The sequence below is a fragment of the Streptomyces sp. NPDC001904 genome, from assembly GCF_040297005.1.
In the GTDB taxonomy this organism is placed as follows: Bacteria; Actinomycetota; Actinomycetes; order Streptomycetales; family Streptomycetaceae; genus Streptomyces.
This window is the reverse complement of record NZ_JBEOYI010000035.1, coordinates 24,765-49,380: the sequence shown is the minus strand read 5'-3', so window position 1 is coordinate 49,380 and position 24,616 is coordinate 24,765. Positions and strand designations below refer to the sequence as shown.

The 24,616-nt window shown below is 71.1% G+C and carries 19 protein-coding genes; 9 read left to right on the top strand and 10 right to left on the bottom strand.

What is annotated here, in order from left to right; translation table 11 throughout:
- Nucleotides 1–114 precede the first annotated feature (114 nt).
- Nucleotides 115–2,538: a D-alanyl-D-alanine carboxypeptidase gene (locus ABT127_RS35475; RefSeq protein WP_351459427.1), complete on the bottom strand. Its 2,424-nt coding sequence runs from the start codon at nucleotides 2,536–2,538 to the stop codon at nucleotides 115–117.
- Between the two features lie 204 nt (nucleotides 2,539–2,742).
- Between ABT127_RS35475 and ABT127_RS35470 the strand changes: the two genes are divergently transcribed.
- The 3 genes from ABT127_RS35470 to ABT127_RS35460 all read left to right on the top strand — a co-directional run bounded on the left by ABT127_RS35470 (nucleotide 2,743) and on the right by ABT127_RS35460 (nucleotide 5,178).
- Entirely contained in the window at nucleotides 2,743–3,483 is a 741-nt protein-coding gene (locus tag ABT127_RS35470; RefSeq protein ID WP_351459424.1) for a GOLPH3/VPS74 family protein, read from the top strand.
- Nucleotides 3,484–3,837: 354 nt separating this feature from the next.
- Nucleotides 3,838–4,695 carry a helix-turn-helix domain-containing protein gene (locus ABT127_RS35465; RefSeq protein WP_351459421.1) on the top strand — a complete coding sequence of 286 codons (858 nt, stop codon included), beginning with the start codon at nucleotides 3,838–3,840 and terminating at the stop codon, nucleotides 4,693–4,695.
- 282 nt (nucleotides 4,696–4,977) lie between these two features.
- Entirely contained in the window at nucleotides 4,978–5,178 is a 201-nt protein-coding gene (locus ABT127_RS35460) for a DUF397 domain-containing protein (protein WP_351459418.1), read from the top strand.
- Between the two features lie 162 nt (nucleotides 5,179–5,340).
- Here the strand turns inward: ABT127_RS35460 and ABT127_RS35455 are convergent, their stop codons facing one another.
- A complete protein-coding gene (locus ABT127_RS35455; RefSeq protein ID WP_351459415.1) occupies nucleotides 5,341–6,177 on the bottom strand; it encodes a hypothetical protein in 837 nt (278 codons plus the stop codon).
- An 80-nt stretch (nucleotides 6,178–6,257) separates the two neighbouring features.
- On the opposite strand from ABT127_RS35455, the gene ABT127_RS35450 reads away from it, so the two are divergent.
- Nucleotides 6,258–7,052, top strand: a complete 795-nt coding sequence (locus ABT127_RS35450) for an SDR family oxidoreductase (protein ID WP_351459413.1) — start codon at nucleotides 6,258–6,260, stop codon at nucleotides 7,050–7,052.
- 335 nt (nucleotides 7,053–7,387) lie between these two features.
- A complete protein-coding gene (locus ABT127_RS35445; protein ID WP_351459412.1) occupies nucleotides 7,388–8,950 on the top strand; it encodes a sodium:solute symporter family protein in 1,563 nt (520 codons plus the stop codon).
- 121 nt (nucleotides 8,951–9,071) lie between these two features.
- Here ABT127_RS35445 and ABT127_RS35440 read toward each other — a convergent pair whose 3' ends face one another.
- Nucleotides 9,072–10,181 carry an ADP-ribosylglycohydrolase family protein gene (locus ABT127_RS35440; RefSeq protein WP_351459409.1) on the bottom strand — a complete coding sequence of 370 codons (1,110 nt, stop codon included), beginning with the start codon at nucleotides 10,179–10,181 and terminating at the stop codon, nucleotides 9,072–9,074.
- Between the two features lie 232 nt (nucleotides 10,182–10,413).
- Here ABT127_RS35440 and ABT127_RS35435 point away from each other — a divergent pair, with 232 nt between their 5' ends.
- A complete protein-coding gene (locus ABT127_RS35435) occupies nucleotides 10,414–11,505 on the top strand; it encodes a tyrosine-protein phosphatase (RefSeq protein ID WP_351459406.1) in 1,092 nt (363 codons plus the stop codon).
- A gap of 20 nt (nucleotides 11,506–11,525) precedes the next feature.
- Here the strand turns inward: ABT127_RS35435 and ABT127_RS35430 are convergent, their stop codons facing one another.
- Both ABT127_RS35430 and ABT127_RS35425 read right to left on the bottom strand, forming a co-directional pair.
- Nucleotides 11,526–14,132 carry a bifunctional FO biosynthesis protein CofGH gene (locus ABT127_RS35430; RefSeq protein ID WP_351459404.1) on the bottom strand — a complete coding sequence of 869 codons (2,607 nt, stop codon included), beginning with the start codon at nucleotides 14,130–14,132 and terminating at the stop codon, nucleotides 11,526–11,528.
- A gap of 69 nt (nucleotides 14,133–14,201) precedes the next feature.
- Nucleotides 14,202–15,038, bottom strand: coding sequence for an LLM class F420-dependent oxidoreductase (locus ABT127_RS35425; protein ID WP_351459401.1), 837 nt, complete (start codon nucleotides 15,036–15,038; stop codon nucleotides 14,202–14,204).
- 142 nt (nucleotides 15,039–15,180) lie between these two features.
- On the opposite strand from ABT127_RS35425, the gene ABT127_RS35420 reads away from it, so the two are divergent.
- The 3 genes from ABT127_RS35420 (at nucleotide 15,181) to ABT127_RS35410 (ending at nucleotide 17,774) form a co-directional block, all read left to right on the top strand.
- On the top strand, nucleotides 15,181–15,504 hold the full coding sequence (locus ABT127_RS35420) for a hypothetical protein (RefSeq protein ID WP_351459399.1): 324 nt from the start codon (nucleotides 15,181–15,183) through the stop codon (nucleotides 15,502–15,504).
- An 88-nt stretch (nucleotides 15,505–15,592) separates the two neighbouring features.
- Complete coding sequence (locus ABT127_RS35415) at nucleotides 15,593–17,113, top strand: CehA/McbA family metallohydrolase (protein ID WP_351459397.1); 1,521 nt, start codon at nucleotides 15,593–15,595, stop codon at nucleotides 17,111–17,113.
- A gap of 124 nt (nucleotides 17,114–17,237) precedes the next feature.
- Complete coding sequence (locus ABT127_RS35410; protein ID WP_351459394.1) at nucleotides 17,238–17,774, top strand: DinB family protein; 537 nt, start codon at nucleotides 17,238–17,240, stop codon at nucleotides 17,772–17,774.
- Here ABT127_RS35410 and ABT127_RS35405 read toward each other — a convergent pair.
- From ABT127_RS35405 to ABT127_RS35385, 5 genes are all read right to left on the bottom strand, one after another.
- Entirely contained in the window at nucleotides 17,771–18,247 is a 477-nt protein-coding gene (locus tag ABT127_RS35405) for an HAD domain-containing protein (protein WP_351459391.1), read from the bottom strand. The genes ABT127_RS35410 and ABT127_RS35405 overlap by 4 nt on opposite strands.
- A gap of 22 nt (nucleotides 18,248–18,269) precedes the next feature.
- Nucleotides 18,270–19,808: an APC family permease gene (locus tag ABT127_RS35400; RefSeq protein WP_351459389.1), complete on the bottom strand. Its 1,539-nt coding sequence runs from the start codon at nucleotides 19,806–19,808 to the stop codon at nucleotides 18,270–18,272.
- Between the two features lie 236 nt (nucleotides 19,809–20,044).
- Nucleotides 20,045–21,529 (bottom strand): aldehyde dehydrogenase family protein, encoded by a 1,485-nt coding sequence (locus tag ABT127_RS35395; RefSeq protein WP_351459474.1) that lies wholly within the window; start codon nucleotides 21,527–21,529, stop codon nucleotides 20,045–20,047.
- Between the two features lie 5 nt (nucleotides 21,530–21,534).
- Entirely contained in the window at nucleotides 21,535–23,274 is a 1,740-nt protein-coding gene (locus ABT127_RS35390; RefSeq protein ID WP_351459387.1) for an N-acyl-D-amino-acid deacylase family protein, read from the bottom strand.
- Between the two features lie 169 nt (nucleotides 23,275–23,443).
- Entirely contained in the window at nucleotides 23,444–24,562 is a 1,119-nt protein-coding gene (locus tag ABT127_RS35385; RefSeq protein WP_351459384.1) for an LLM class flavin-dependent oxidoreductase, read from the bottom strand.
- Between the last annotated feature and the right edge of the window lie 54 nt (nucleotides 24,563–24,616).

Sequence of the window (24,616 nt, the reverse complement as noted above, 5' to 3'; positions counted from 1 at the left end):
GACCGAGGGGTACGTCCCGAACGCCCCGGTCCTGCCCCGGTCTCGCGACGCTAGCACGGCGCCTGTGAACGGGCGCCGCGGGAGGCCGGTGCGCACCAGCCTCCCGCTACGACGTCACCCGACGCGCTTGATTTTCGCTCCGAAGCCGGGCTCGGCGAGGTCGCTCTGCAGCGCGACGGGCACCTCGACGGCCCCGCCCTCCCCGTCGCCCACCTTGAGCACGCCGACCTCGGTGCCGGCGGTGGCGGTGTGCGGAACTGTCTTCCCGCTCTTGTCGCCGATCTCCAGCTTGACGGTCTTGCCGGCCCAGCCGACGGCTGTGACGTTCTTGGTCAGCACGACCGGCGTGTGCCCGCCGAGGCCGTCGTCCACGTACCCGACGACGTCGCCCTTCTTGAGGATGGTCGCCGGCTTCAGGGCGCCCTGGGCGGCGATCATCGCCGTCTTGCTGACCGCGTTGACGGTGTCGATGATCGGCGCCCTGTGCTGGCCGAGGATCGCGCCGACGACGGTGACGGTCTCGCCGCCGACCTCCTTGGTGGCCGCGAACAGCAGGTTGCCGCCCGCCTTCGTCGTCGTGCCCGTCTTGATGCCGACGGCGCCGTCGTAGGGCACGAGCCGGTTGTAGTTGGTCCACGTCTTGCCCGACGGGTCCTTCCACGTCGGCAGCTTGGTGATGTCGGTGAGGGCCTTGATCTGCACCAGCTCGTTGCCGAGCTTCACCTGGTCCTCGGCGGTGGAGACGGTGCTCTCCTTCAGGCCCGAGGGGTCGGTGTACGTGGTGTTCTTCATGCCGAGCTTCTTGGCGGTGGCGTTCATCTTCTTGACGAACGCCTCCTCGGAACCGGCGTCCCAGCGCGCGAGCAGCCGCGCGATGTTGTTGGCCGACGGGATCATGACGGCCGACAGCGCGTCCTTCTCGGAGAGCTTGTCGCCCTCCTTGACGGTGTTCAGCGTCGACTCGTTCTGCCCGTCGGCGTCGTAGCCGCCCTCCTTCTCGGCGGTCTTGTCGACGGTGATCTCGGGCCCGGCCGCGCCCGCCTTCAGGGGGTGGTCGCGCAGGATGATGTACGAGGTCATGGACTTGGCGACCGAGCCGATCGGCACCGGCGTCTGCTTGCCGAAGTCGTCCATGGAGCCGATGCCCTGGACGTCCATCCAGCCCTGGCCCTCGTCCGGCCACGGCAGCTTCGTGCTGTCGCCGTCGAAGGAGTACGAGTCGTCGGCGGTCAGCGCGAGGGTCGGCGTCGGGAGCGGGCGCACGGCCTGCACGATCGCAAACGCGACGATCAGGAGAATGACGATCGGCGTCCACACCTTGACCCGGCGGACCGCGGTGCGGGTGCGGGTCTCCGGCGGGGGCGGGGTGTTGGTCAGCTCGGCGAGCAGGTCCAGCGGCGGCTTCGGCGGCAGCGGCTGCTGCCGCGTCCGCTCGGGCTCGGCGACGGCGGGAGCCTCCGCCTTCGCGGCACCGGTTCCCGCGCCGTCGTCGAGCGACTTGAGCGGCACGAACCGGCTGGTCCGCTCCGCCTCGGACTCTTCCTTCGCCTTGGCCTCGGCCTTCCCGGCCCCGGCTGCGGGCGACTTCAGCATCGTGGTCGGCTGGTCCACGGGCCGCTGCACGGCCTTGAAGACGGCGGTGGGCTGGTCCACGGCCGCGGGCTCGGGGTCGGCCTTCTCGTCGGCGTCGTCGGCGTCGTCGGCGTCGTCGGCGTCGGCGTCGTCCGCCGTGGCGGGCTCGGCCTTCGCCTCGGACTCCGGAGCGGTGTCCTTGGTGCCGGTGTCCTTGGTGTCCCCGCCCTTGTCCGAGGCTTCCGCCTCGGCGGGCTCGGGCTCCGCGTCCTCGCCGTTGTCGGCGTCCTCGGCGTCCTCGGCGTCGCCGCTCTTGGCGCTCGGGGCGACGAGCTTGGCTTCGGCCGCCTCGGCCTCCGCGTCCAGGGCAGCCGCCTTCGCCACGGCCTCGGCCACGGCGGGCTCGGCGTCCTCGGGCTCGGCGTCGGCAGGCTCGGCGGCCGACTCCTCGGCACCGGAGTCGTCCGCGGCCTCAGCGGGCCGGGCATCCTCGGGCTCGGGCTCGGCGTCACCGGACCCGCCCTCCTCAGCCGCAGCCTCCGCCTCGGACTCAGACTCGGACTCGGACTCAGCCTCAGCCTCGGGCTCAGCTTCAGCCTTCGCCTCCGCCTCGGGCTCGTCCTCATCGGACCCCGACCCGGCGGAGCCCTCCGCGCTGTCACCCGTACCGCCGCCGGAGACCCACGCGGCCACGGCGGCGCGCAAGCGCGCGTCGCCGGGTTCGTCCGCGCCGGAACCGGTCCCGGAGGCCGACTCCGCCTCCGCCCGTGCACCCGTCTCCGTGCTCGTGGAACCGGATCCGGAACCGGACCCCGTCCCCGCCGCGTCACGGACCGAGAAGACCGCTGTAGCGCGATCCGCCTCCGGGCTCGTCTCCCGCGCCACAGCGAGGCGCGGATCGCGCTCCTGCGAGCCCGGGCCTCCCGACGCCTGCTGCTCTCCCGACCTGTCGGGGGTCCCCGCCACCGATGCCTCCTCGACCGCTAACGACTAGACGCCGACGCAAACCAGCGCTGTCCGAACCATGTACCAGTGTCCTGTGTGGGGGCTTAACCCTGGTGGTAGACGAGAACGACATACCTACTGGTTCCCACCCAAAGCCCCCACGCACTCTCGACAGACCAATGTGAGAGGGGTCACCCTGTCATTCATCCACGCGGGGAGGCATGGATGGGCAGGAGCCGCAGAACAATTCCGGAGGAGCTTCTGCTGCTCGCTCTGGACCCGGCCACGGGTACCACAGCGCAGCCGCAGTCGCTCGACCTAGGTCTGGCCGGAGCACAGCTAGTAGAGCTGGCGCTGGCCGGACGGATAGCCCCAGACGGGGATCGTATCGCCGTGGTGGCACCACGGCCGACCGGAGATCCGACTCTGGACTGCGCGTTGGAGTTGCTGCGAAGGCGTGGCGCTCCCGTACGGGCGGTCCACTGGATTGGCGGGCCACGACTGGGGCTCCGCCAGACCTACCTCTCGCACCTGGAGCGGTGCGGCATGGTGCATGCCGTGGCCGGCCAGATGTGCGGGGTACTGCCGACGACTCGCTACCAGGCGACGGACACGGCGATCAGCCGGGAGATCAGGGCCCGGCTGGACAGTGCGATCCGTACCGGCGTCCCGCCGGACCCACGGACCGCGGCGCTCGCCGCACTGGCCCACGCGGTCGGACTCGGCAAGCACCTGTACCCGGGGAACGAGGGACGATCGTCCCGCTCCCGGTTGCGGGATCTGATCAGGCACGACCCGATGGGCGGCCTCGTGGCGCACGCCGTGATGGACGTCCAGAACGGGGTGGCCGCGCAGCCACGCCGCTCGCCCGCCACCCCGGCGGGCCGGGGTGCACCGGAGCCCGCACGGGGCGTTCCGATGCAGCAGCACCACCACGGCCCCATGGCGCGCGTCGCGGCCCACTGAGGAGACTCGGAGGCCGCAGGCACGGCACCACCCGCCGTGCACGCAGCACACGCACCACGGGCAACTGACGCACCAGCCGCACCGACAGCGCCGCACCGCAGTCCCCAAGACCCGGTTCGGGAGCCGCTGTACCGCGCGGGGTGATGCACCGGACGTCCGTCTTCCGCACCGCGGGAGCCGGACCCCGGGACATCACCCCGCGCGGTCGCGTGCGGGCGCGTCGCAGCTCTGTCATAGCTGCACACCCCTCACATATCCGCTGTTTGGCAGCGGTGACGGCCCGTTGGTGGCAATCTGCTGAGCAGCAGATACGCAACGTACAAAAAAATGCACGCAGCCGGAGGTGCACGTCCCGTGGCGTCCAACGTCAATCCCACCGTCAGGCGACGCCGGTTGGGCCAGGAGCTGCGGAGGCTCCGGGAGCTCAAGGGCATGACCGCCGAAGAGGTCGCCGAGCGCCTGCTGGTGTCGCAGTCGAAGATCAGCCGCCTGGAGAACGGGCGGCGCAGCATCAGCCAGCGCGATGTGCGCGACCTGTGCGGGGTCTACGAGGTCGAGGACCACCGCATCGTGGATTCGCTGATGCAGATGGCCAAGGACTCGCGTCAGCAGGGCTGGTGGCACTCCTTCGGCGACATCCCGTACAGCGTCTACATCGGCCTGGAGACCGACGCGGCCAGCCTGCGCGTCTACGACCCCCAGGTCGTGCCGGGCCTGCTGCAGACCCGCGGCTACGCGGAGTCGCTCATCAACGGCGCGCTGCCGGAGACGACGCCGTCGGACATCGACAAGCGCGTCCAGGTCCGGATGCGGCGCCAGGAGCGCATCCAGGCGCCCGACAACCCGCTGCGCCTGTGGACGGTGCTCGACGAGGCGGCGCTGCGCCGCACGGTCGGCGGCCGGGGCATCATGCGCGAGCAGCTGGAGCACCTGGTCGAGCAGTCGCAGCGGCCGCACGTCACGGTCCAGGTGATCCCGTTCGAGATGGGCGCGCACCCCGGGCTCAACGGGCAGTACGCGATCCTGGAGTTCCCCGACGCGGCGGACTCCAGCGTGGTCTACATCGAGGGCGTCACCAGCGACCTGTACCTGGAGAAGGCCAATGACGTACAGAAATACAGCGTCATGTACGAGCATTTGCGGGCACAGGCGCTGAACGTGGAGCAATCGCGACAGTTCATCTCCGAGATCGCCAAGGAGTACGCTCGCTGACGATCTTCGGCCGGCCTTTCCGGAAGATCGAATTCCGGGCAGATTCGGCATTCTCCGCGACTTCGGGACAAAGGCGCCGCACGGTACACCTTCGCCTCTGACCAATGGAAGACCCCAGTGGAATATGCCATCCGGTCGAGTGAATGGCCGCTTCAAGCACCCGAGTTGGCGAGTAGCGTCGATCACGCCATCAAGACATCACCGTTGGCGAGAACCGCTCTGGAACCCCGAGCGGGGACGTAATTCGACCACTGGTCGACCACTGGCTAAACCGGAGCGAACATGGCAATCCAGCAAGGCGCCACGGAATCCTGGATCAAGTCCTCGTATTCCACGGGCAACGGCGCGTGCGTCGAGGTCAAGTCCCCTGTGGTCCACGCGATCGCGGTTCGGGACTCGAAGGTCGAGGAAGGCCCCTCGATCGGCTTCACGCCCGGCTCGTGGAGCGCGTTCGTGCACGAGGTGAGCACGGGCACGTTCTGACCGGGCCGAGAGGCCCTCGGCACCGAGCGTGCCGACGCACCACGGCTCAACAACCGCATCAGCACAGCGAGTATCACTGGTATTACCGGTATCACTGTGGGAGCCCTCTCGACTGGTCCGCCGTCCTGGCCGAGGGGGCTCGGCCGTGTCCGCCCCGCGCGGTCAGCGCAGCCGGTCCACGTAGGTGTCGGTCCCCGGCACCGTCGGGACGAACGGCGCCAGCAGCTCCACCCGCGCCCCGAGCCCCGCGCCCGCCACCTGCTCCCCCAGCCCGGCGAAGCGCTCCTGCCAGCACTCCCGCGGATCCGCCTCCAGGAACCAGAGCAGCGTCAGCCGGGTGTCGACGCCCTCGACCTGCTTCACGTACGTCATCCTGTCGCCCGGCAGCGGCGTCGGCCGGAAGAGCGTCACCATGGCCGCCGGCGACCCGGCGAGGGCCTTCGGCAGGTGCCGCGCGCGCAGCCACTCGACGAGAGCGTCCCGCTGGTCGGGGCGCTCGACGTCGACGACCTCCAGGACCAGACCCTTGTACGGGTGGTCGAGCGCGTGGAAGTCCCGGGGGCCCGCCGCCCCGTCCCGGTAGACGGTCACCTCGTGGTCCTGGAAGGCCGTGAAGACGTGGGTGCGGTCCTGGTAGACCCGGCCGTCGCGGTTGAGCCGCTTGTTGATGCCGACGGTCCACTTCATGTGCTCGTCGTAGCGGCCCTCGGTGACCCAGTACGTGGAGAGGTAGCAGCCGGCCGTGACCGGCTCGGCGACCGCCGACTTCTCCGGGGAGCGCAGGAGCTGGAGGTCGCGGGTGGCGACCCAGCGGCGCCCGGCGAACATCCAGGGCATGGCCATCGCCCCGGCGTAGTAGTGGTCGTCCTCGTACCAGCGGTTGTACGCGTACTCGTGCCCCGGATGCGGTTCGACCATGGTGATCAGGGCGTGCCCGGGGCGCACCCCGTACGGCCCGACGGCCGCCAGTTCCGCGTAGGTCTCGCTGTGGGTGTCCATGCCGGTCCCCTTCCGTCCTCCGTGCGACGCCCCTACTCTGACGGTCCGTCAGAAAGATGGCCAGAGCCAGGAGGCGACCGATGGGGAATGGTGGACTGCTCGCCGGGAAGACCGTGATCGTCTCCGGGGTCGGCGCCGGGCTCGGCCACCAGGTGGCCGCGGCCGTGGTGCGCGACGGCGGCAACGCGGTGCTCGGGGCGCGCACGGAGGCCAATCTGGCCAAGGCCGCGGCGGAGCTCGACCCGGACGGCGCCCGGACCGCCTACCGGGCCACGGACATCACCGACGAGGGGCAGTGCGCGGCCCTCGCCGAGCTGGCGCGCGAGCGGTTCGGCGGGGTGGACGCGGTGGTCCACGTCGCCGCCTGGGACAGCTACTTCGGCGGACTGGAGGACGCCGACTTCGAGACCTGGCGCGGGGTGCTCGACGTGAACCTGCTGGGCACGCTGCGGATGACCCGGGCCTGCCTGCCCGCCCTCAAGGAGCGCGGCGGCTCGGTCGTCATCATCGGGACGCAGTCGGCCGTGGCCGCGCCGACCCAGGTGTGGCAGGCGGCGTACGCGGCGTCGAAGGGGGCGCTGACGAGCGCGATGTACTCCCTGGCGCGGGAGCTGGGACCGCACCGGATCCGGGTGAACACGGTGCTGCCGGGCTGGATGTGGGGCCCGCCGGTGCAGGCCTTCGTCCAGTTCACGGCGCAGACCGAGAAGGTGCCGGAGGACGAGGTCCTGGGACGGCTCACCGAACGGATGGCCCTGCCCGAACTCGCCACGGACGGCGATGTGGCGGACGCGGCGGTCTTCTTCGCCTCCGACCGGGCCCGCGCGATCACCGGCCAGCAACTGCTGGTGAACGCGGGCGAACTCATGCACTGACCACGCTGGGCCGAGACTCCTTTCACGCGACCGCACGGGACCCGCATCCCGTGCGGTCGTTCGCGTCTGTGCGCTGCTTCCGACTACTGACGAAGTGCCCGCTCATGGTGTGGCCCCGGTCACGTTCACGACAACTCCCCGCCCGGTCACGAAAGGGCAAAATCGTTCTACTTGCTGATCTCGGTTCACATCCATGACCGCGAGAGGCCTTGACCGGCTCACCGGACAAGGGGTTCAATCCCCCAAGTCCCCACTCCCGCACGGGGGCGCCCGCTGAAACGGACGTACTGACGAAGAGCCGCAACGTTCACAAGGCGGACCCCTGGAGGGGGCACATGAACAGTCTCGACTGGGTCGTGCTCATCGGCTATTTCGGCATCATGGTCGCGATCGGCGTCTGGTCCCACAAACGCGTGGACAACGTCTCCGACTTCTTCACCGCGGGCGGCAAGATGCCGTGGTGGCTGTCGGGCATCTCGCACCACATGTCCGGGTACAGCGCGGTGATGTTCACCGGGTACGCCGGCATCGCGTACACGTACGGCGTGACGTCCTTCGTCACCTGGTCCTTCCCGATCGCGATCGGGATCGCCATCGGCGCCAATCTGTTCGCGCCGCGCATCAACCGGCTGCGGTCCCGGCTGCACGTGGCCTCGCCGCTGGAGTACCTGAAGAACCGCTACAACCTGCCGACCCAGCAGGCGCTCGCCTGGTCCGGCATGCTGCTGAAGATCGTGGACGTGGCGGCGAAGTGGGCGGCCATCGCCACCCTGCTCTCGGTGTTCACCGGGATCTCCCTCAACCAGGGCATCCTGATCACCGGCGTCATCACCGCCGTCTACTGCACCATCGGCGGTCTGTGGGCCGACGCCCTCACCGAGCTGGGCCAGTTCATCATCCAGCTCCTCGCCGGCGTCTCGATGTTCGTCGCGGTCGTCATCAAGCTCGACGACAAGAACATCGGCTTCCTCGACGCCTGGAACCGGCCCGAGCTCCAGGGCCACGGCAAGCCGCTGGTCGGCCAGTACGGCGCGGTGTTCCTGCTCGCGTTCCTGTTCATCAAGCTCTTCGAGTACAACGGCGGCATGCTCAACCAGGCCCAGCGCTACATGGCCACCGGCTCGCCCCGTGAAGCCACGCGCTCGGCCCGGCTCTCGGCGATCCTGTGGCTGGTCTGGCCGGCCGTCCTGTTCTTCCCGATGTGGATGTCGCCGCTGCTCGTCCACGCGCAGAAGCCGGACGGCTCCGACTCCTACGGCCTGATGACCGAACAGCTGCTGCCGCACGGTCTGCTGGGCCTCGTCATCGTCGGCTTCTTCTCGCACACCATGGCCATGTGCTCCTCCGACGCCAACGCCATCGCGGCCGTCTTCACCCGGGACGTCGCCCCGGTGCTCTCCGTCAAGGCGCGGTCCTGGAACGAGCGGCGGGGCCTGATCGCCGCCCGGGTGACGACCGTCGTCTTCCTCGGCCTGTCCATGGCGGTGGCCACGCAGGTCAACTCGCCCACCTTCAAGGACATCATCACCGTCGTCATCAAGTGGGTCGCCGGTCTGATGGGGCCGATCGCGATCCCGATGATGCTGGGGCTGCTGCGCCCGTTCCGCAAGTCCGGGCCGACCGCCGCGCTGACCAGCTGGGCGATGGGGCTGCTGGCCTTCTGGCTGGTCAACTATCCGATCAGCTGGAACGTCGACGGGGGCGTCCCGCTCCAGTACCAGGTCTCGATCCCGCTGGCGGTCTCCCTCGTCCTCTACATCGTCATCGGCCTCGTCAAGCCCGAGGACACCCCCGAGCGGGACGCCATCATCGAGCGCATCAACACGGACGACGACTCCGGGACGGCCGCGGCCGTCCCGGCTCCGGCCGCGGCCCAGGACGACGTCCAGCGCTTGTAGCCCGACTGCGGTTCGGTCGGGGGCTGGTCGCGCAGTTCCCCGCGGCCTCAGGGGCGCGGGGAACTGCGCGGGAAGCGGCCACCGGGCCGCGGACGAACGACGACCGTCACGGGCCCCGGGCCTAGGCCCGGGGATACCGCGCCAGCCACCCCTCCGACGCCCCGGCCGGCCCGTGCAGCGCGGCCCCCTGCGTCATCTCCATGGCGAAATCATCGGCCAGCTCAAGAATCGTGGGCCGCCCCTCAAGCTCCACCACCCACGCCGGAGGCAACGCGGTCTCCCCGTGCAACGCCCCCAACAACCCCCCGCACAACGCCCCGACAGCCGCCGAAGGCCCGTCGTGGTGAACGGCGAGCCCCAGCCCGTGCCGGATGTCCTCACCGACGAGCGCGCAGTACACGGCCCCGGCGAGCGCCCCGACGGCCCCGCCGTCACCGACGAGCTCCCCGACCCGCGCGGCGTTCGGCATCCCCTGCCGCACGGCCCCCAGCGCGTGCTTGAGGGCGTCCGCGACCGGCGGATGCCCGGGCCGGGCGGCGAGCAGGGCGAGAGCGCGCTGCACGGCGGCGTCCAGCGAGTCCCCGCGCGCGAGGGCGTGCACGATCACGGCGTACGCCCCCGCCGACAGATACGCCTCGGGCGCACCGTGCGTGTGGACGGCGCACTCGACGGCCAGCTGGAGGACGAGCTGCGGCTCCCAGCCGACCAGCAGCCCGAAGCCGGCGGACCGCGTCGCGGCCTCGGGACCGTCGGCGTCGGGGTTCTTGGGCTTGTCCAGGGTGCCCATGACGTCGTTGCCGAGCCCGAGCAGACAGGCGGAGGAGGCGCCGCGGCGGGAGTACAGCCACTCCTCGCGGGCCAGCCAGCCGTCCTCCTTGCGCCGCTCGTCGGGCCCCCAGTCGCGCTGCGTGGCGGCCCACCGCAGATAGGCGCGGTGCACATCGGTGGGCGGGTGCCAGGCGCCGGTGTCGCGGCGCACCTGGGCGCGGATCAGCCCGTCGACGGTGAACAGCGCGAGCTGGGTGGCGGCCGAGACGGCGCCGGTGCGGCCGAAGGCGGGCAGCAGCTCGGCGGCGCGCGCGGCCGGGGCGTCGGCCGGGGCCTTCTCGTCGAGCGGGGCACCCAGCGCGTCGCCGAGCGCGGAGCCGAGCAGCGCGCCGCGCACCCGGCTGCGGAAGTCCTGCTGTTCGGCGCGGCCCCAGACGGCCCCGGCGGCGGGTGGTGCGCCCATGGCTCTCCTTCGCTGCCCTGCGGCCCTCGACTCGCAGCACTGTAATCGACCAGGAACGTTCGCTTCAGTGATCCAAGCGACCTCAACTGGTGTGGGAAGAGACGTCCTTGTGGTCACTTCGGCACGTATGTGCACAGTTCGCGAAGGTACAGAGGAGTCCGCTCCCTGAGGTTCCCGCGCCGTTCACCGCCTCGTCGCACGCCGCTCTCCGACAGCCCGAAGCATCCGCCCCATGACGCACATGAAGCAGCAGATGACGCGTGTCAGGGGCACGGTCACCGCTCTGTCGGCCGCCGCCTTCCTGGCCACTCTCGCAGCCCCGGCGGCCTCCGCGCACTCCGCACACGCCGGACACCACGCGCCGTCCGCCCGGATCCCCTTCACGCGCGCCGAGGTCACGGCGGCGGCGACCCCGGGCACGTACGAGATCACCTGGACGGCGCCCGGCGTCCGGCACGTCACCGTCAAGGCCAACGGCCGCACCGTGGCGAGCGGCGGCTCCACCGGCACGGTGAAGGTCACCGGCCTGCCCGCGCACGTCGACCGCCAGTGGTTCGACCTCACCCCCGGCCACGGCCGCGGGCTGCACCTCGCCGACCGGCTCATCAAGCTCGACGGCACGGTGAACTTCCGCGACGCCGGCGGCTACCGCACCGCCGACGGCCACTGGGTGAAGATGGGCGAGGTCTACCGCTCGGACGCGCTCGACAAGCTCACCGCCGCCGACCTCGCCAAGCTGAAGCGCCTCGGCATCGGCACGGACTTCGACCTGCGCATGGCCTCGGAGCGCGCCGCCGCGCCCGACCGCGTCCCCAGCGGCACCTCGTACGTGGTCGCGGACGTCCTCGCGGGCTCCCCCACCTACTCCGCGATGCCGACGACGGAGGCCGAGGCCGTCGCGATGATGACCGACGGCGAGAAGTTCATGGTCAGCGGCGCCTCCGCGAAGACCGCCTACCGGCAGGTCTTCTCGGGCATCGCCGACGGCGGCGGCGTGCTGTTCCACTGCACGGCGGGCAAGGACCGCACGGGCTGGGCGAACGCGGCCCTGCTCACCGCGCTCGGCGTCCCCCGCGAGACCGTGGTCGAGGACTACCTCGCCTCGAACGACTACCGCGCCCAGGCCAACGCGGCGGCCCTCGCCTCGATGCCCCCGGAGCAGGCCAAGGTCTACAAGCCGCTCCTGGACGTCCGCGCCGAGTACCTGAACTCCGGGTTCGACGAGGTCGAGGACGCGTACGGCTCGTTCGGCGCCTACGAGCGCCGGGGGCTCGGCATCAGCCCGGCCGAACTGCGCGAGCTGAAGCGCGACCTGCTGGTCTGACCGGCGCCCCCGGCCCCCTCTCAGTCCTCCAGGACGGGCAGCAGCTCCGGCAGATGCCCGTCCGACGCGGCCGCCGCCCGGACCCGCTCCTCCGGGACGGCGCCGTACAGGGTCGTCCGGGGCTTCGCCGGGCGGCCCGCCGCGTCGGCGACCGCGATCAGGTCCTTGACGGACTTGTACGAGCCGTAGGAGGAGCCCGCCATGCGGGAGATGGTCTCCTCCATCAGGGTGCCGCCCAGGTCGTTGGCGCCGGAGCGGAGCATCTCGGCGGCGCCCTCGGTGCCCAGCTTCACCCAGCTGGTCTGGATGTTGGGGATGTGCGGGTGGAGGAGGACGCGGGCCATCGCCGTGACGGCCCGGTTGTCGCGGGTGGTCGGGCCCGGGCGCGCGATGCCCGCCAGGTACACCGGCGCGTTGGTGTGGATGAACGGCAGCGTCACGAACTCCGTGAAGCCGCCGGTCTCCTGCTGGATGCCGGCCAGGGTCCGCAGGTGCCCGAGCCAGTGGCGGGGCTGGTCCACATGCCCGTACATCATCGTGGACGAGGAGCGGATGCCCAGCTCGTGCGCGGTCCTGACGACCTCGATCCAGGTCGCCGTGGGCAGCTTGCCCTTGGTGAGGATCCAGCGGACCTCGTCGTCGAGGATCTCGGCGGCCGTGCCGGGGATCGAGTCGAGGCCCGCCTCCTTGGCGGCGGTCAGCCACTCGCGGATCGACATCCCCGTGCGGGTCGCGCCGTTGACGACCTCCATCGGGGAGAAGGCGTGGACGTGCATGCCGGGCACGCGTTCCTTCACGGCCTTCGCGATGTCGAAGTACGCCGTGCCGGGCAGGTCCGGGTGGATGCCGCCCTGCATGCAGACCTCGACCGCGCCGACCTCCCACGCCTGCTGGGCGCGGTCGGCGACCTGGTCCAGGGAGAGGGTGTAGGCGTCGGCGTCCGTGCGGCGCTGCGCGAAGGCGCAGAAACGGCAGCCGGTGTAGCAGACGTTCGTGAAGTTGATGTTCCGGGTGACGATGTACGTGACGTCGTCGCCGTTCACCGTCCTGCGGATGTCGTCGGCGACCTTGCAGAGCGCGTCGAGGGCCGGGCCGTCCGCGTGCAGCAGGGCGAGGGCCTGCTCGTCGGTGAGCTTCGTCGGGTCGTCGGCCGCGACCGCCAGCGCCTCGCGCACGTCACCGTCGATGCGGGACGGCACCATGCCGGGCGCCGCCTGCTCGCGCAGCGCCTCCCAGTCGCCGTACACCTCGTCGAAGTCGTCGCGGCGGTCGGAGGTGCGGCCCTCGGTGTCGATGGTGCGGTGCAGGTCGGTGCGGCCGGATGAGGCGACGTACCCCTCGTCCGGCTCCTGCCAGGGGCGGCCCACGACCGGCGCGTCCGCGATCGCGAGTCCGGTGTCCGGGTCGGCCAGCGCGCGCACGTGCGGGAGCAGGCGCGGGTCGAGCCACGGCTCGCCGCGCGTCACGAACTCCGGGTACACGCAGAGCCGTTCGCGCAGCTCGAAGCCGGCCTGCGCCGACTGCTCGGACAACTCCTCCAGCTTCGGCCACGGCTTCTCGGGGTTGACGTGGTCGATGGTCACCGGGGAGACGCCGCCCCAGTCGTCGATGCCCGCGCCGATGAGACGCGTGTACTCGCCGTCGACCAGGTTCGGCGGGGCCTGGAGGTTGCCCGACGGGCCCATGATGTGGCGGGCGACGGCGACCGTGGCGACGAGATCGTCGAGGTCGGCGTCGGGCATCCCGCGCATCGCCGTGTCCGGCTTGGCGCGGAAGTTCTGGATGATCAGTTCCTGGATGCCGTGGTACGAGCGTGCGGTGCGGCGCAGCGCGAAGAGAGAGTCCGCCCGCTCCTCGTAGGTCTCGCCGATGCCGATCAGCAGCCCGCTGGTGAAGGGGACCGAGGAGCGGCCCGCGTCCTCCAGGACCCGCAGCCGCACGGCCGGTTCCTTGTCCGGGGAGCCGTGGTGCGGCATGCCCGGCTCGGACCACAGGCGCTCGGCGGTCGTCTCCAGCATCATGCCCATGGAGGGCGCCACGGGCTTCAGGCGCTGGAAGTCGGTCCAGGAGAGCACCCCCGGGTTGAGATGCGGGAGCAGGCCCGTCTCCTCCAGGATGCGGATGGATATGGCGCGCACGTACGCGATGGTGTCGTCGTAGCCGTGCGCGTCCAGCCACTCGCGCGCCTCGGGCCAGCGGTCCTCCGGCTTGTCGCCGAGGGTGATCAGGGCTTCCTTGCAGCCGAGTTCGGCGCCCTTGCGCGCGACCTCCAGGACCTCGTCCGGCGACATGAACATCCCGTGTCCGGCGCGCCGCAGCTTGCCGGGGACGGTGACGAACGTGCAGTAGTGGCACTTGTCCCGGCACAGCCGGGTGAGCGGGATGAAGACGCTCTTGGAGTACGTGATGACGCCGGGCCGCCCGGCCGCCTCGAGCCCGGCGTCGCGCACGCGGGCGGCCGATGCCGTGAGGTCGTCCAGATCCGCGCCGCGTGCCTGGAGCAGCACGGCCGCCTCCGTGACGTCGAGCGCGACGCCGTCCCTGGCCCGTTTCAGGGCGCGGCGCATCGCGTTGGCCGTGGGCCGGTCGGTCTGCTGCGTCTGGGGTACGGCGTCCTGATCACTCATGAATTGAGCATACGAGCGGTGCCCCGCGGCCCACGAGAGCGCACCCGGGGGCGCTCCACCAGCGGGCCCTCACAGGTACTGGGCGTAGTCGTCCAGCGTCTTCAGCACCGCCCCGCTCTCCCCCGGCGGGAGTTGCAGGACGACTTCCCCGAATCCCTGCTCGGCGTAGTGCGCCAGCTTGCCCGGGGTCGGCAGGACCGCGTACGGCACGATCGTCAGCGCGTCGGGGTCGCGGCCCGCCTCCTGCCAGCGGTCCCTCAGCTCGGGCACGGTCCGGCTCAGTCCGGCGCCGCCGATGGGCATCCAGCCGTCGGCGTACGCGCAGATGTGCGCGAAGAGCTTCGGGCCGGCGGCGCCGCCGACGAGGACGCGGGGCGCGCCGCCGCGCACCGGCTTGGGGAAGGCGTGGCTGGCGCGCACTCCGGGGCCGAACTCGCCTTCGTACGCGGTGGGTTCGGCCGCCCACAGCGCCCGCATCACGCCCATCCGCTCACGGACGAGGTCCCGGCGCGTGCGCCACTCGGCGACGCCGTGGTCGGCGGCCTCCTCGCGGTTCCAGCCGAAGCCGACGCCGAGCGTGAAGCGGCCGCCGGAGAGGTGGTCGAGGGTGGCGACCTGCTTGGCCAGGACGATCGGGTCGTGCTCCATGGGGAGGGTGACGCCGGTGCCGAGCGCGAGGCGGTCGGTGACGGCGGCCGCCTGGGCGAGGGCGACGAACGGGTCGAGGGTGCGGGTGTACTCGCGGGGCAGGTCACCGCCGTTGGGGTACGGGCTGGTGCGCTCCACGGGGATGTGCGTGTGCTCGGGGAGGTAGAGGCCGCCGAAGCCGCGCTGTTCGAGTTCGCGGGCGAGGCGCACGGGAGTGATGGTCTCGTCGGTCAGGAAGATCGTGGTCGAGATCCGCATGCGGCTTTCCTACCGGCGGGGGTTCCAGGAGTCCATGGGCACGGCTACGCTCCCCTGATCGCATCCCCGGAAAGCTCTTTACCGGGGTTTTGCGAAAGGCGGTCCGGAATTCTTTCCGGGCCATTCTTCACGGGGGTTTTCGATGCGTCTGCGTTCACGTCCCACGGCGGTGCTGGTGCTGTTGGGAGCGCTGCTGTTCGGGTCCGTACCGGTGACGGCGGCCGCGCGCACCGGCACCACGACGGTGTCGGCGGCCGCCGCGGCGGCGGCGCACGGGCCGGCGTCGGCGTCGGCGCCGCGCAAGGTCACCGCGGCCCAGCCGGCGACGCGCATCGGCAAATCCAAGCGGCGGCACAAATCGCGGCACGGCGGATCGTTCGGCAAAGTCGGACTGATCCTGATCATTCTGCTCGTGCTCGTGGTGCTGGTGGTCGTCGGGCTGGTCCGCAAACGCTCCCGGTCGTAATCCGCCGCTCCCCTTCCATTGGCGGGCGGTTAACGGCTCAATACCAGAGTTGCCCGGACCACATCCGACACTCTGGGGGAGCCGCGACATGTGCACCGACGCCGACCACGGGGACCTCGGCAGGCGGGCGCTGCTGGTGTCCGGAGCGGCCACCGCGCTGACGCTCGGGACCATGAGCTTCGCCGGCGCCGCCGAGGGGACGCAGTCGACCCGCACGCTCACGGGCACGCTGCCGCCGGGCGCGCCCGACTTCGTGTACCTGCCGGTCGAGGTGCCGCGCGGGGTACGGGAGATCAGGGTCGCGTACACGTACACGAAGGCCACGGTGCCCGCCGGCACGCAGAACAACGCGCTGGACATCGGCCTCTTCGACGAGCGCGGCACGGCGCTCGGCGGCGACGGGTTCCGGGGCTGGTCGGGCGGGGCGCGCACCGAGTTCTTCGTGCGGGCCGACGACGCGACGCCCGGCTATGTGCCGGGCCCGGTGCGGGCCGGGACCTGGCACATCGCGCTCGGCCCGTACACGGTGGCGCCGGACGGCCTGCCGTACTCGGTGACGGTGACGCTGACGCACGGCGAGCCCGGGGCGACGCCCGTGCCGTCCTATCCGCCGGAGCGGGCGCGCGGGCGCGGCCGGGCCTGGTACCGCGGCGACTGCCATCTGCACTCCTGGTACTCGGACGGCAGGCGCACCCCCGCCGAGATCGGGGCCCTGGCCCGGGCGGCGGGCCTGGACTTCATCAACACCTCGGACCACAACACCCACTCCTCCCACGCGCACTGGGCGGACGTGGCGGGCGACGACCTGCTGGTGATGCTCGGCGAGGAGATCACGACCCGCAACGGCCACGTCGTCGCCCTCGGCACCGATCCGGGCACCTTCGTCGACTGGCGCTACCGGGCCCGGGACAACCGCTGGGCGAAGTACGCCGAGCGGGTCCGGCGGGCGGGCGGTCTGGTCGTCCCGGCGCACCCGCACGCGACGTGCATCGGCTGCGGCTGGAAGTTCGGCTTCGGCGAGGCGGACGCGGTGGAGGTGTGGAACGGCCCGTACACGGCGGACGACGAGGTCTCCCTGGCCGACTGGGACAACACCCTCGTCTCCTACGCCCGTTCACGCGGCGGCGGCCGCGGCTCCTGGCTGCCCGCGATGGGCAACAGCGACGCCCACCGCGACCCGGACCGGGTCGGCGGCCCCCAGACGGTGGTCCTCGCCGACGATCTGACGCGGGACGCGATCCAGGCGGGCATCAGGGCGGGCCGTGCCTACGTCGCCGAGACCAAGGACGTCGAGGTCGCCTTCACGGCGAGCGGCGGCAAGGGCCGGACGGCCGGTCTCGGGGAGCGCCTCGCGGTCGCCGCCGACACCCCGGTGACGGTGGACCTGGAGGTGAGCGGCGCCCCCGGCTGCACCCTGCACATCGTCACGGACGAGGGCACCCTGTTCACGTCGGCGCCGCTGCCCGACTCCGGCACGGGTAGGGCGACCTGGCGCACGACGCCGTCCTATGCGGCCTACGTGCGCGCCGAGGTCCGCCACCCGGCGACGGTCCCGGGCCTGCCCGGCGCCCTGACGGCGTTCACGAACCCGATCTTCCTGGGGACGTGATCCGCGCCCGGCACATCTAGGACAGGAACCGACCTAGATGCCTCCTACCGTGAGTCCACCGGCACCCGAGCGGCCCTGCGGCGGCTCGGGCACGGCCTCCAGCAGCTCACGGAAGGCGGACCCCATGACCGACGAAGAGACGCTCACCCGCGCACAGGACGAGCACGCCGACTGGCTCGAAGGGCTGGCCAAGCAGCGGCACTTCCTCCGGTTCACCGCGCGCGACCTCACCGACGAGCAGGCCGGCCTGCGGACCACCGCCAGTGAGCTGTGCGTGGGCGGGCTGATCAAGCACGTCACCGCGGTGGAGCGGAACTGGGTGCGGTTCATCCAGCACGGCCCGTCCGGGCTGCCCGACTACACCGCCATGACGGAGCAGGACTGGGCCCAGCGTGCGGAGAGCTTCCGGATGCTGCCCGGCGAGACCCTGGCGGGCGTCCTGGCCGCCTACGAGGAGGCGGCCCGCGCCACCGACACCGTGGTGTTCTCCTTGCCCGACCTGAACGCCTCCTGGCCGCTGCCGAAGGCCCCGTGGCACGAGCCCGGCACCGAGTGGACGATCCGCCGCGTACTGATGCACCTGGTGGCCGAAACGGCCCAGCACTGCGGCCACGCGGACATCATCCGCGAGTCGCTGGACGGCGCGCAGAGCATGGCCTAGGTCGCGAGCCAGGCACCGATCGCCGCGAGATCGTCGCCGCGCAGCCCCCGCGCCGGGTCCACCCGGTACAGCAGCGCGGCACCCGGCGCCCGGTCCGCGGGGCCGATCTCGTCGTCGACCCAGACGAACGGCCGCCCGGCGGCCCACGCCACGAGGGGCCGGAGTTTCCAGTGCGTACCGTCCGCGGGCGGCGCGTCGGCCGTGTCGTCGGGCCACTCCACGACCGGCAGCGGGGGCAGGCCGAGCCACGGGGCCACGGACTCGTTGGCCTCGGCGCCCCACGTCGTGGCCCACACCAGTTCGCACGGCAGCGCGCGCAGCAGCGGGCCGAGGGCCGGGTCGACGCGGGGCAGGAGAGGGTTGTCGTGCGGGCCCGGGGTCCAGGGACCCGCGTACGTGCGATGGCCCGCCGGGTTCCCGAAGGGGATCAGCGGGCCGTCGACGTCGAGGAAGAGCAGGGGCGCGTCCGTCATGCACCCAGCATCCGCCGGCCCCCTACTCCTCCACCACCAGCACCGCGGTCTCCCTGTTCAGCACCTCGCCCCGGAAGAACGCCGGGCTCCGGCGGCTCATGACCAGCATGATCAGGAAGCCGATGAGCAGCAGGCCGACGCCGATGACGAAGACCGAGCCCACGCCGAAGACCGAGGAGCCGCTGCCGTACTCCGGGTTCCACATGTCCACCAGGGTCTTCACGAAGACCGCCGAGAGGAGGAGGCCGCCCAGGGCCGGGAACAGGCCCTTGAAGGCGAAGTCGCGCGGCGACGAGCGCAGCTCCGCCTTGAAGTACCAGGCGCAGGCGAACGCCGTGAGCGCGTAGTAGAAGCAGATCATGAGGCCGAGCGCGTAGATCGTGTCGACGAGGACGTGCTCGGAGACCAGCGTCATGACCGTGTAGAAGACGGCGGTCGAGACGCCCGCCGTGACGGTGGCCCGGCCAGGCGTCTTGAAGCGCGGGTGGACGCGGGCGTACGAGGCCGGGAGCGCCTCGTAGGTCGACATGGCGAGGACGGTACGGGCGACGGGGATGAACGTCGTCTGGAGGCTGGCCGCCGCCGAGGCGAGGACCGCGACGAAGAGCAGGATGCCGAGGGTGGGGCCCATCACCGGCCCGGCCAGCGCGGCGAAGACGTTGTCGGAGGTCTCCGGGTTGGCGAGGCCTAGGCCCTTCCCCCCGGAGCCGACGATCATCTGGGCGGCGACGCCCGTGGCCAGGTAGGAGCCGACGAGGACGACCATCGCGATGAGCGCGGCGCGGCCCGGCGTCTTGTCGGAGCCGATCGTCTCCTCGTTGGCGGTCAGGCAGGTGTCCCAGCCCCAGTACATGAAGATCGACAGGGACAGGCCCGCGGTGAACGCGCCGAAGGACTGCACCGAGAACGGGTTCAGCCACGACCAGGAGAAGTCCACCGAGGTCGGGAAGTCCGCCGAGCCCGCCTTCGCCACCGCCATCACGACGAAGACGGCGAGCACCACCAGCTGGAGGCCCACCAGCGTGTACTGCACGCCCTTCGTGGCGGTCATCCCGCGATAGCTGATCGCGGTCGCGGCGGCGATCAGGACGAGGCACGTGACGATGTGGACGGCCTTGTTGCCGTCGAGGTCCGCCACCGCGGAGTTGTCGGTGATCTCCCCGGCGAGCAGCCAGAAGTACGAGGTCGCGACCCCGGCCAGATTCGACAGCACGATGATCGTCGCGATCACCAGGCCCCAGCCGCACATCCAGCCCACGCGCGGCCCGAACGCCTTCACGGTCCAGGTGAACGACGTGCCGCAGTCCGGCATCACCTTGTTCAGCTCCCGGTACGCGAACGCGACGAGGAGCATCGGCAGGAACCCGGCGAGGAACACCGCGGGCATCTGCAGTCCGACCTCGCCGGCGGTGGAGCCGAGGGTCGAGGTGAGGCAGTAGACGGGCGCGACCGTGGAGACGCCGATGACGGCACTGCCGAGCAGCCCGACGGAGTTCCCGCCGAGGCCCTTGCCCTCGCCCTTCCCTGTGCCCTCCTGGGGCCGCACGTCCAGCTGAGTCATGAACAGGACGTTAAATCCTGCGGTTTCCACATCTGGCGTGATTCGCGCCTTCTGCCCCGCTTGGCAATCGATGGGCAATCCGGGCAATCGCTTTCGACTCAGCTGGACGATTGCAGAATGCAGCTATTAATGCAAGGCGATCGGCCCGGTGTCCGATATTCGGGAACCGCAGCCGGGTCCGATATGCCCCGTTCAAAAATTTCCCGTGAGGGGTGGGTCACGTCGCCCGGATCACGTCACCCGGGCCACACGATCGACTGCAGCTCGCTGTAGGCGTGCAGCGCGTACGAGCCGACGTCCCGGCCCACCCCGCTCTTCTTGAACCCGCCGAACGGCGCCTCCATGTTCCGCCCGACCGTGTTCACCCCGACCCCGCCGGCCCGCAGCCGCCGCGCGACCCGGAAGGCACGGGCGACGTCGCCGGACCAGACGTAGTCGATGAGGCCGTACTCGGAGTCGTTGGCCAGCGCCACCGCCTCGTCCTCGTCGCCCGGCCCCGCCCCGTCGAAGGGGACGACCGTCACGACGGGACCGAAGATCTCCTCACGGACCACCCGCATGTCGTTGGTGCACCCGGCGAGCAGCGTCGGAGCCACGTAGAAGCCGGTGTCCGTGCCGGGACCGGCGGGCCGCTCCCCGCCCGCGACCACCGTCGCCCCCTCCTTGCGCCCCAGTTCCACGTACGACTCCACGCGCTCGCGGTGCGCCGCCGAGATCACCGGCCCGACGACCGTGCCCCGCTCCCTGGGGTCGCCGACCTTCATGAACCCGATGTACGCGGTCAGCTTCTCGACGAACGCGTCGTACACCGAGCGGTGCACGAGCGCCCGGGTCGGCGCCGTGCAGATCTGCCCGCTGTAGAAGGCGTACGTCGTGCCGATCCCGGCGACGGCCGAGTCCAGGTCCGCGTCGCCGAAGACGATCGCGGCACCCTTCCCGCCCAGCTCCATCAGCTGCCGCTTCAGGGAGCGGCCGCACACCTCGCCGATGCGCTGCCCGACGGCGGTGGACCCGGTGAAGCTGACCATGTCGACGTCCGGCGCGTCGACGGCCGCCTCGCCGACGTCCACGGAGGCCCCGCTGACCACGTTCACCACACCCGGCGGCGCCCCGGCCTCCTCCAGGGCGGCCGCCATCCGGTACACGGAGAGCGGGTCCTGCGGGGCGGGCTTCACGACGACCGTGTTGCCCATGGCGAGCGCGGGCGCGATCTTGCCCGCCGGGTTGGCCCACGGGTTGTTGTACGAGGTGATGCAGGTGACGACGCCGACCGGCTGCCGCACGGCGAGCGCGCCCATCACCCCGGCCTTCCCCATCGGCCCGGCCTCGTTGATCTGCGGCGCCAGCCCCTCCTCCACGGGTTCGAGGGCGCCCCGCGCATACCGCCGGAAGCGGGTGACGCCGACGCCGACCTGCATCCCGCGGGCCGTCCCGGTGGTGGCGCCGCTCTCGGCCTGCGCCACCTCGGCGTGGGCCGCGAAGTCGCGCTGCATCAGATCGGCGGCCCGGTCGAGGACCGCGGCCCGCTCCTGGGGCGTCGTCCGCGACCAGGGGCCGAAGGCGTCACGGGCGGCGCGCGCGGCGTCGTGCACCTGCTGCCGCGAGGCCTCGGGGGCGGCGCCGACCACCCGCTCGGTCGCCGGGTCGAGCACGTCGTACGTACCGCCCGCGGGCTCGACCCACTCGCCCCCGATGAACAGCTTTCCCGACGTGCCGTCCACAGCGCTCACTTGGTACTCACCGTCCGGGTGTCCTGCCCCGAGCGGAGCACCTTGCCGGGCACGGCGCCGCTGACGACGTCGTCGCGGATGGCCTCGACCCCGTTGACCCAGACCGCGGTGATGCCGATGGCCTTGGAGTCGAGCCGGGGACTGTCGCCGGGCAGGTCGTGCACCAGGGTCGCCTTGCCCGCGTCGATCGCCTCCGGGTCGAAGAGCACCAGATCGGCGTGGAAGCCCTCCCGCACCGTCCCGCGCTCGCGCAGCCCGAACAGCTCGGCCGGGTCGGCGGTCAGCATCTTCACGGCCTGCTCCAGACCGACCAACTTGCGGCCGCGCAGGCAGTCCCCGATGAACCGGGTCGTGTACGGCGCCCCGCACATGCGGTCCAGGTGCGCCCCCGCGTCGGAGCCGCCCAGCATGACGTCCTCGTGGCCCCAGGCCTCGGCGCGCAGTGCCCACGAGTCGGGGTCGTTGTCGGTCGGCATCGGCCACAGAACCGTCCGCAGCCGGTCGTTGGCGCAGATCTCGACCAGGCACGCGAAGGGTTCCTGCCCGCGCTCGGCCGCGATGTCCTTCACCACGCGCCCGGTCAGCCCCTCGTTCGCCTCCGAGTACGTGTCCCCGATGACGTACCGCCCGAAGTCGGCGAGCCGCCGGAAGACGCCGGCCTCCTTGCTGTCGGCGCGGCGCAGCATCTCGCCGCGCACGTCCGGGTCGCTCAGCTTCGCGATCCGCTCGTCCACCGGCAGGCCGAGGACGTCGCCCCAGCCGGGGATGAGGTTGAGCGCGCAGAACGTGCCGAGCGACATGTTCATCGGGGTCAGGATCGGCATGGTCAGGGCGATGATCCGGCCGCCCGACTTACGGGCCCGCTCACTCGCGGCGAGCTGGCGCGGTACGCGTTCGGGGACGGCGGCGTCGATGGTCAGCACGTTCCAGTTGAGGGGCCGCCCGGCGGCGGCGCTCATCTCGACGAACAGGTCGATCTCGTCGTCGCTGAACTGGTCCAGGCACCCGGCGACGATGGCCTCGATCTGGGTGCCCTCGTGTTCGCCGACCGCCCGGCTGAGCGCGATGAGTTCGGCGGGCAGCGCGTGCCGCGACGCGACCGGCCTGCCGTCACCGTCCGAGTGCGTCGAGGACTGGGTGGTGGACAGGCCCCAGGCGCCGGCGTCCATGGCCTCGTGGAACAGCGCGAGCATGGCGTCCATCTGCTGCTCGCTGGGCTGCCCGCCGACGGCGTCCGCCCCCATCACGTACCGGCGCAGCGCGCAGTGCCCCACCATGAAACCGGCGTTGACCGCGATCCGTCCGTCGAGGGCGTCGAGGTACTCCCCGAAGGAGCTCCAGTTCCAGGGCGCCCCCTCTTCGAGCGCGACCAGCGACATGCCCTCGACCTTCGACATCATCCGCCGGGTGTAGTCGGCGTCGTCCGGCCGCTCGGGGTTGAGCGGGGCGAGCGTGAAGCCGCAGTTGCCGCCCGCGACCGTGGTCACGCCGTGGTTGAGGGAGGGCGTCGCGTACGGGTCCCAGAACAGCTGCGCGTCGTAGTGCGTGTGCGGATCGACGAACCCGGGCGCGAGCACGAGCCCCGAGGCGTCCTCACTCGTCCGCGCCCGCTCGGCGACGGCTCCGGGCTCGGCGATGACGGCGATGCGCCCGTCGCGGATGCCGACATCGGCGACGAAGGCGGGGGCGCCGGTCCCGTCGACGACGGTGGCGCCCTTGATCAGGTGGTCGAGCATGCCTGCTCCTCAACGATCGAGCCCAGCAAAACCAAGCCCCTCGGCGGGGGCACATCAAGCCCCTCCGGCGATTGAGGAGCGGGGTCCGGGGCGGAGCCCCGTGACAGCAACGGGACAGAGCCCCGGCCCTCCTGTCCGGGAGGAGGAGAACCGGGGCGGTCGCGGAGCGCTACGCGGCGGACCGGAACCGGCTCGTCCGGTGCACCGGATCCGTGTCGATCTTCGGGATGACGTGCTCCCCGATGAGCTTGATCGTGTTCAGGGTGTCCTCGTGCGAGATCCCGATCGGCAGCCCGAAGGAGAGCTGATCGGCCCCGGCCTGCTCCCACCGCTTGCACTGCTGGAGCACCTCGTCCGGATCGCCGCAGATCATCAGCTCCTCGGCGATGAGGAGTTCGATGATCTCCCGGTTGTACTCCGGAAGGATCTCGGGCCAGGCGGGTATGCCCTCGGGCCGCGGGAAGGTGTCGTGGTACCGGAAGACCAGCGACTGCAGGTAGTTGAGCCCGCCGCCGACCGCGATGTCGACGGCCTTGTCGTGGGTCTCGGCGCAGATGGCCGTCGACGTCACCATGACGTTGTCGTTGACGAAGTCACCGATGGGGTCCGGGTCCTGGATGGCGGTCTTGTACTGCTCGAGCACCCACTCCATGTCCGAGACCTTCTGGACGCTGAAGCCGAGCACGCCCAGCCCCTTCCTGGCGGCCATCGCGTACGAGGGCGGGGACCCGGCCGCGTACCACATGGCGGGGTGCGACTTGCCGTGCGGCTTGGGGAAGATCTTGCGCGGCGGCAGCGACCAGTGCTTGCCCTGGAACCCGACGTACTCGTCCTGGAGCCACATCTTCGGGAACTCGGCGATGGTCTCTTCCCAGATCTCCTTGGTGTAGTTCATGTCCGTCACACCAGGGATGAAGCCGAGGATCTCGTGACTGCCGGCACCGCGCCCGCTGCCGAACTCGAACCGCCCCTCGCTGAGGTGGTCCATCATGGCGACCTTCTCGGCGACCTTCACCGGGTGGTTCACCTGGGCCAGCGGGTTGAAGATGCCGGAGCCGAGGTGGATCCGGTCGGTCGCGTGCGCCAGGTACCCGAGGAACACGTCGTTCGCCGAGAGGTGCGAGTACTCCTCCAGGAAGTGGTGCTCGGACGCCCAGGCGTACTTGAAGCCGGACTTGTCCGCCTGGATGACGTACTCGGTCTCGTTCATGAGCGCGCGGTGCTCGGCGGTGGGGTCGGTCAGCGCCTGCTTGCCCACGTATCCCTGTACAAAGAGCCCGAATTCCAAGGAGGTTCACCGTCCTCGTCAGTTTCTGACGATCCGTCAGATTGAATGGGATGA

Coding starts and splice junctions, on each gene's coding strand:
- ABT127_RS35460 (WP_351459418.1), top strand. CDS start 4,978: ATGGCAATCCAGCAAGGCGCCACGGAATCCTGGATCAAGTCCTCGTAT.
- ABT127_RS35430 (WP_351459404.1), bottom strand. CDS start 14,132: ATGAGTGATCAGGACGCCGTACCCCAGACGCAGCAGACCGACCGGCCC.
- ABT127_RS35410 (WP_351459394.1), top strand. CDS start 17,238: ATGACCGACGAAGAGACGCTCACCCGCGCACAGGACGAGCACGCCGAC.
- ABT127_RS35400 (WP_351459389.1), bottom strand. CDS start 19,808: ATGACTCAGCTGGACGTGCGGCCCCAGGAGGGCACAGGGAAGGGCGAG.
- ABT127_RS35405 (WP_351459391.1), bottom strand. CDS start 18,247: ATGACGGACGCGCCCCTGCTCTTCCTCGACGTCGACGGCCCGCTGATC.
- ABT127_RS35450 (WP_351459413.1), top strand. CDS start 6,258: ATGGGGAATGGTGGACTGCTCGCCGGGAAGACCGTGATCGTCTCCGGG.
- ABT127_RS35420 (WP_351459399.1), top strand. CDS start 15,181: ATGCGTCTGCGTTCACGTCCCACGGCGGTGCTGGTGCTGTTGGGAGCG.
- ABT127_RS35470 (WP_351459424.1), top strand. CDS start 2,743: ATGGGCAGGAGCCGCAGAACAATTCCGGAGGAGCTTCTGCTGCTCGCT.
- ABT127_RS35425 (WP_351459401.1), bottom strand. CDS start 15,038: ATGCGGATCTCGACCACGATCTTCCTGACCGACGAGACCATCACTCCC.
- ABT127_RS35435 (WP_351459406.1), top strand. CDS start 10,414: ATGACGCACATGAAGCAGCAGATGACGCGTGTCAGGGGCACGGTCACC.
- ABT127_RS35415 (WP_351459397.1), top strand. CDS start 15,593: ATGTGCACCGACGCCGACCACGGGGACCTCGGCAGGCGGGCGCTGCTG.
- ABT127_RS35440 (WP_351459409.1), bottom strand. CDS start 10,181: ATGGGCGCACCACCCGCCGCCGGGGCCGTCTGGGGCCGCGCCGAACAG.
- ABT127_RS35390 (WP_351459387.1), bottom strand. CDS start 23,274: ATGCTCGACCACCTGATCAAGGGCGCCACCGTCGTCGACGGGACCGGC.
- ABT127_RS35445 (WP_351459412.1), top strand. CDS start 7,388: ATGAACAGTCTCGACTGGGTCGTGCTCATCGGCTATTTCGGCATCATG.
- ABT127_RS35455 (WP_351459415.1), bottom strand. CDS start 6,177: ATGGACACCCACAGCGAGACCTACGCGGAACTGGCGGCCGTCGGGCCG.